Origin of the sequence: Rhizobacter sp., assembly GCA_021153565.1 — a bacterium.
Lineage (GTDB): Bacteria > Pseudomonadota > Gammaproteobacteria > Burkholderiales > Burkholderiaceae_C > Albitalea.
The window spans coordinates 1-7,023 of the sequence record JAJKJU010000102.1 but is presented as its reverse complement, the minus strand read 5'-3'; the positions used below and the strand labels follow the sequence as shown (position 1 = coordinate 7,023).

At 68.5% G+C, this 7,023-nt stretch carries 2 protein-coding genes and 1 pseudogene; 2 read left to right on the top strand and 1 reads right to left on the bottom strand.

Annotated features, from left to right (window positions below; genetic code table 11):
• Positions 1-378 (bottom strand): annotated as a pseudogene (locus tag AC30NL_RS06305) (hypothetical protein); the annotation flags it as partial.
• A gap of 630 nt (positions 379-1,008) precedes the next feature.
• On the opposite strand from AC30NL_RS06305, the gene AC30NL_RS06300 reads away from it, so the two are divergent.
• Entirely contained in the window at positions 1,009-2,787 is a 1,779-nt protein-coding gene (locus tag AC30NL_RS06300) for a ShlB/FhaC/HecB family hemolysin secretion/activation protein (RefSeq protein ID WP_489463158.1), read from the top strand.
• A 40-nt stretch (positions 2,788-2,827) separates the two neighbouring features.
• A partial coding sequence (locus AC30NL_RS06295) for a two-partner secretion domain-containing protein (RefSeq protein WP_489463157.1) occupies positions 2,828-7,023 on the top strand: 4,196 nt, incomplete at its 3' end.

The following is a 7,023-nucleotide window of genomic DNA, read 5'->3' as shown; positions in this document are numbered from 1 at the left end:
GATGAAGGCCTCGTTCTTCGCAGCGCGCAGCACGGCGTCCGCGTAGATGGCCCTCGCATCGGTTTCCCCGGTCGAGGGCCGGGTGCTGGTGCTGGTGCTGGAAGAGGGAGCTGCGGCGGGCAGGCCGAAGCTGGTGCTGCCGCTCGCCTGCGCTGCGGGCGCATCTACTCTTGGCGGCATGCTGCGCGGCGCGACCGCGTCGGAATTCGCCGCGGCCGGCGGTCTACCCAGCCCTTCCATGCCCGCCCGCGTGCTGGCCGCAGGGCTTGCTCGCGGCGGGGACGTCCGGTGGCCGGCAGCATCATCGTCTTCGAGAGACAACGACGTGAGTCGCAGCGGGCCGGAGCCTGCGCTGTGTTGGATCTGTTCACCGGGCATCGTGGGCCTCTCTAATTCGATAGCCGCGACGATAGGCGAACCGCAGCGCGAGAGGCCGTGCGGCGCGAACCGATGGCTGCTCAGGCGAAGAGATGGGCAGCACGGGAACTGCGGAATGACGATGGGCCTGCTCCGCACCGCGTCGAGCATGAGGTACAGCGTCATAGTCCCGAGTTCTCGGCGCTCTTGCCGATCCACCATATCGCGGCCCGCCTCAAGCCGACTCCAAGAGGCAATTGATGCCATCGACCGCACTGGCAACTTCGTGCCGTCAGAAACCCGCAATGAGTTGGTCATGACTTCTTGTTTCAAGCCGTACAGAGTTCTCACTCTGCGGACTTCGCGCTGAACTCCCACATGGGAGTCATCAGTCAAGGTCCCGGATCGTGCGGCCACAGGGGAGTCCTTTTGAAGTCAACATCTCTACACCCATTGCGCAACGCCACGGCGCGTTGCGCTGACCTGCCACGACGCTGCCACGCCATGAGCGTGGCCCGGGTGCCTGGCCCTCGTCGCAGCCGCTGACAGCGCCACAGGCCCCTGGCCCTCGGGCCTCCTTCACTTTCATCGCGCCCCGCGCGTTTTCAGGCGCGCGCTCGCTTGCGCAAAAAGAATCAGGTGTCGATCTTCATGGCCCGTTCCCGTCTTCTTCCACGGTTGCGAATCCGGAAAGTTGCCTTTGCAGCCGCCGCCAGCGCGGCGATGCTCATGCCTGTCGCGCATGCCCAATCCACCCCACCGCAGGTGTCCGACGAGGGCCTGCGCCGCCAGGAAGAACGCTCCCGCGAGCAGCAGCGCAACCTGCAGCCGCATGCTGACGTGCTACGTCCCGCGACTGCTGCGGCGCCTGCGGGAAGTCTTCCGGACGAATCGCCATGCTTCGTCATCAACGACATCTCGCTCGCGGGGCCCGAGGCCCAGCGCCTGCGATGGCTTCTCGTCAGCACCCAGCCGTTCCTGGGCCGATGCGTCGGCGTCAAGGGCCTGCAACGCATCGCCGACGTGCTGGATGCGACGCTCATCGATCAGGGCCTGGTGACCAGCCGCGTGAGCCTGGGCCAGCAGAACCTGAGCGGCGGCCGCCTCGTGTTCCAGCTCGACGCCGGGCGCGTCGCAGAAGTGCGCATGATCGAGGCCGGATCGGCATCCGGCCAGAACCCCAAGCACATCGACGATCGCTGGGGCACCTGGGTCAATGCCTTCCCCACCTCGGCGGGGCGGCTGCTCGACACACACGACATCGAGCAGGGCGTGGAGCAGATGAAGCGGCTGCCTTCGCAGAACGTCACCACCACGCTCGAACCCGGGCCCACGCCCAACACCAGCATCGTGACGATCGAGCGCCAGACGGCCGAATTCAAGGATCGCATCCGCGGCGGCGTGACGCTGGACAACTCCGGCAGCGCCAGCCTCGGGCGAACGCAGTTGTCGGCCAACGTTGCACTGGACAACGCGCTGGGCTTGAACGACATCGCCAGCCTCAACATCAACAGCAATGCGGAGTATCCGCAGGCCGAGCATCGCAGCCAGAGCGCCGCGATCAACTACAGCGTGCCCCTGGGCTACAGCACCTTCAGCGCGAGTGCCGGCCACAGCCGCTTCGCCCAAGTCGTGCAGCTCACCACAACGCGCACGCTGTCCAGCGGCAGCTCGGATTCGGCCGACCTGAGGTGGGATCACATCGCTTGGCGCACCGCTTCGACCAAGACCGGTTTGTACGCCGACCTGTCCACCCGCAAGGCGCGCAGCTTCATCGACGATGTTGAGCTGCTGGTGCAGCGCCGCCGCACCACCTTCATCGAGACGGGCGTGAGCTTCCGGCAGATTTACGCCGGCGGCTCGAACCTGGACCTGAGCGTGGGCTACCGGCGCGGCATGTCGTGGCTGGATGCGCAGGACGACTTCCCCACAGAGGCGGGCGGCATCACGCTGCGCCCGCACATCTGGACATTGAACGCGAGCCTGACCGTTCCGTTCAAGTCGCCGGCCTTGGGTGCCATGGCCGAGCGCATGTGGCAGTTCAACAGCAGCGTGCATGCCCAGTCCACGCCTGACCGCAGCTTGTCCATCGACCAGATGGCCATCGGCAACCGCGGCACGGTGCGCGGCTTCGACGGCGACGTGGTGCTGATCGCCGAGAGCGGCTACACGGTGCGCAACGAGCTGAGCACGCCCATCCAGTGGCCGGATGTGGACGCCTCGGCCTATGCGGGCGTGGACTTCGGGCGCGTCTGGGGGCCGAGCGACACGAACCTGGCCGGGCGCTTCCTTGCGGGAGCGGCGGTGGGTGTGCGCGGCAAGTGGCGGCGCACGCAGTTCGACCTGGCGCTGGCTGCGCCGCTGCACAAGCCCGAGGGATTCAAGACGGCCGAGCTCAACCCGTACGCCTCGCTGACCGTGGCCTTCTGAACCCAGAGAACACCCAACAAAGCACACCAGGGAAGCAGACATGAACCGCCAGCTCTACCGCATCGTCTTCAACCGTTCGCGCGGCCAGCTGATGGTGGTGCAGGAAACCGCCAGCAGCGTGAGCGGCGGGGCCTCAGGGGCACGAGACAGTGCCCGAGAGCGCGCAGGCCAGCCGGCCCGCGCGGGCGTGATCGGCGGCGACCACGGCGGTTCCGTTCGATTCCGCGAGCTGGCGTGGCGGCTGGTGTGCGCCTTCGGCCTGGTGGCGATGCAGCCGCTGGCGTGGTCGCAGGCTCAGCCCAACCTGCCGGTGGTGGCGAGTTCCACGGCCCCGTCAGGCCAGCGGCCAATCACGGACGCGGCGCGCAACGGCGTGCCCGTCGTGCACATCGCACCGCCCAGCGCGGCAGGCGTGAGCCGCAACCAGTACCAGCAGTTCAACGTCGATGCGAACGGCCTCATCCTGAACAACAGCGCGGGCAACGTGCAGACGCAGCTGGGTGGCTGGATCAACGGCAATCCGCAGCTGGGCTACGTGCCGGCGCGACTCATCGTCAACGAGGTGGTGGGCACCGGCAACAGCGTGCTGCGCGGCACGATCGAAGTGGCGGGCCGGCGCGCGGACGTCGTCATCGCCAACCCCAACGGCTTGCTCTGCGATGGCTGCAACTTCCTCAACGCCGGGCGGGCCACGCTCAGCACGGGCGTACCGCAGTACGACGCCCAAGGCGGGCTGAGCGGCTTGGACGTGCGCCAGGGCCGGCTGACGGTGGGGGCAGGCGGCCTGAACGCCAGCAACCTCGAACAGCTCGACCTGATCGCGCGCGGGCTGGTGCTCGAAGGCGAGGTCTGGGCGAAGAATCTGCAGGTGCTGGCCGGTGCCAACCAGGTGCTCTACGCGACGCTGCAGGTGACGCCGCAAGACGGCGCCGGTGGTGCGGGCGGGACACCGGCCTTCGCGGTGGACATCAAGGACCTGGGCGGCATGTACGCCAACCAGATCTACCTCGTGGCCACCGAGCGCGGCCTGGGCGTGAACAGCACCGGCCGCATCGCCGCCTTGCAGGGCAACCTGGAGCTGTCGTCCAACGGCGACCTGACGCTCAAGGACAGCTACGCCGCGCAAGGCATGCTGCTTGCCAGCAGCGGGACCACCACGCTCACGGGCCAGACGCAGACGCCGCTGCCTGCACGGACACCGGACGATGGCAAGCCGCCTGCCGACATCCGCATCAACGCGGCCAACGGGCTGGTGCAGCGCGGCACCATTGATGCGGCGGGGCGGGTGACGATCACCGCGCTCACGCTGGACCACAGCGGCACGACCATCCAGCGTGGCGACGCCCAGGCCATGACCTTGGACATCGGCGGCGAGGCGCGCAACACCGGTACGCTGTACAGCGCTGGCGATCTCCAAGTCTCTGCAGGGCAGGTCAAGGACACCCACGGCCGCTGGCTGGCCCAAGGCCTCATCGGCCTGAGCGCAACGGGCACCCAAGGCATCTCGGCAACGGGTACCTCCATCGCCACCGGCGGCGACTTGCAGGTCAAGGCCACGGCAGGCGGCCTGCAAAGCTCGCAGACCTCGTTCAACGCGGGCGGCAGCCTGGTGGCCGCGGTGCAGGGCGACATCGCCAACGTGCAGGGCCTGTGGCAGAGCGCGCAGGACGTGACGCTCAGCGTGACACCCAGCGCTGCGCGCATCGCCAACCTCGACAGCACGGTGCTCGCGTCGGGCGCGTTGAATGTCTCGAGCGCGGGGCCGGTGGACAACACCGGCGGCAAGCTGCTGGGCGGCGAATCGGTGGCGATCACCACGGACCGCTTCATCAACGACAGCAGCGTGGCGAACCAGTCGCTGGTGGCCAGCGACCACGGCACGGTCATCACTGCGGCGCAAGGCGTGAGCAACCGGGGCGGCATCCTCTCTGCCAAGACGGTGCTGGCCGTGGACGCGCAGGGCCGCGCCGTGGACAACAGCGGTGGCCTGCTGGTGTCGGATGCGACGCTGGACCTGCGTGGCGGCGAGGTGACCAACCGCGGCGGGCAGATCGTCTCGCGCGGACAAGGGGATTCGACGCTGAGCATCCAGGCGGCGAGCCTGAACAACCGCGGGGGGCTGATCGACGCCGCCACCAAGATGCAGATCGGCCTCTCCGGCACGCTCGACAACAGCGGCGGGCGATTGCAATCGGGCACCGGGGCGAATGCATCGGCCGGCTCGGGAACGATGCAGGCGGACGCGGGCCGGTTCGTCAACGACGGCGGCCGCGTGGTCAGTCGCGACGCGCTGGGCCTGCGCACCGGCGAGCTGGCCAACGACCGCGGTCTGATTGCATCCACGGGCGCCGACGTGGCGCTGCAATCGACGGCAACAAGCAACGTCTCGGGGTTGATCAGCGCCGCCACCGATGCGGGCATCAAGACCCAGGCGATGGACAACCACGCCGGACAGGTGGCAGCCGGCCGAACGGTCGCCATCGACACGCAAGGCGGGGTGCTGAACAACGCGTCCGGCAACGTGCAGGCGGGGGACAGCGTGAGCATCGCCGCTGGTGGCGTTGGCAACACCGCACTCGCTCAGATCGTGTCGGGCCGCAGCGTGCAGATCACCGCCAGCGGGCTGGACAACACCGGCGGCACCGTGTCGGCGGCCAGCACGGCCGTCGACCTCGGCGCGGGAAGTTTCGTCAACCAGAACGGTTTCATCATCGGCAGCGAGAGGCTGACGCTGCGCGCCGGCCTCACGAGCAATCGTGGCGGCATCGTGTCCACCAACGCCGCGCTCAACATCGACACGCAAGGTGCCGATTTCGACAACACCAAAGGGACGGTGCAGGCCGGCGGTGAACTCAGCATCGCGGCGGCGAACCTCGTCAACGCCCAGGGACGCTTGAGCAGCGCGGCGACGACGCGGGTGGCCAGCACCGGCGTTCTGGACAACACCGGCGGCGAGATCAGTGCCGCGCGCACGGGCATGGACGCGGCCCGGTCCAGCGGCGACGTGAGCATCGACACCCATGGCCAGCGGCTGGCCAATGACGGCGGCCGCGTCGTGGCCGAAGGCGGCTTGCTGCTGAACGCCGGCGCCGTCAGCAATACCGCCGGCGGCAGCCTGACCAGCCACGGCGATGCGACGCTCACTGTCGATCGGCTCGACACCTCGGCAGGAACCGTGCTGGCCGGCAGCGACCTGAAGATGGTGTCGCGCGCCGACGTGCTCAACGACGGCGGCGTTGTCGCCGCCAACGGGCGGCTGGAACTGACGGCGCAAGGCAACGCAAGCAACCGTGCCGGCACGGTGCAGGCCGGCGGCGTGCTGGCCGTGTCCGCGGCGGGTGTCGACAACGCAGGCGGTCAACTGCTCGCTGGCGCGGCGCTCAATGTGTCGACCGGTACGCTGGTCAATGACCGGGGCGACATCGCGGCCCAGTCCGTGACGGCCAGCACCGGGACGCTCAGCAACAAGGCCGGGAGCATCGGCAGCCGCGGTGCGCTCACGCTGGACGCCGGCACGAGCGCACTCGCCAACGATGGTGGACGCATCGTCGCGCAAGGCGCGCTCAAGCTCACGGCAGGCGCTGTGACCAACAGTTCCAGCGGTGCGGGGGCTGGCCTCATCGCCACGAACCAGAATGCCGTCCTCAAGGTCGCGGGGCTGGTCAACGGCGAAGGCTCGCTGCAAACCGCGGGCGATCTGCAGTTCGATGCGCCGGGGGCCGTGAGCAACACAGGCGGCCGCATCCTGGCGGGTGGAGACCTGCGCCTGAACGCGGCCGGCGTGACCAACGCCAATGGCAGCGCCGGGCAGGGCGTGATCGCGTCGGGCCGCACGCTGGACATCGCGGCCAGCGGCACCGTGAGCAACAGCGCGCTGATGCAGGGCGCGGGTGACGTGCATGTCCACGCGCCAACCATCTCCAACAACACTGGACACATCACCGCCGGCCAGTGGATCACGCTCGATGCCAGCAAGCTCAGCAACAGCAGCGGCGAGATCGCCGCCGACGGCGCCATCTCGGCTGTCGCAAGCAGCGTCAAGAACGACCGGGGCCGCATCGCGTCGGGCGCGGCGTTGAACATCCAGTCCGCGGGCGCGATCGACAACAGCGCCGGCACGCTGGCCAGCAACGGGGGTACCTATTCACGGGGTAGCGAGCAGCCGATGACTGCCGCAATGGCGCCATCAGAAGCAATCGTCGGATGTGCTGGCCTGCGCCAAGGCGCAGAGGCTAT

Coding starts and splice junctions, on each gene's coding strand:
- AC30NL_RS06300 (WP_489463158.1), top strand. CDS start 1,009: ATGGCCCGTTCCCGTCTTCTTCCACGGTTGCGAATCCGGAAAGTTGCC.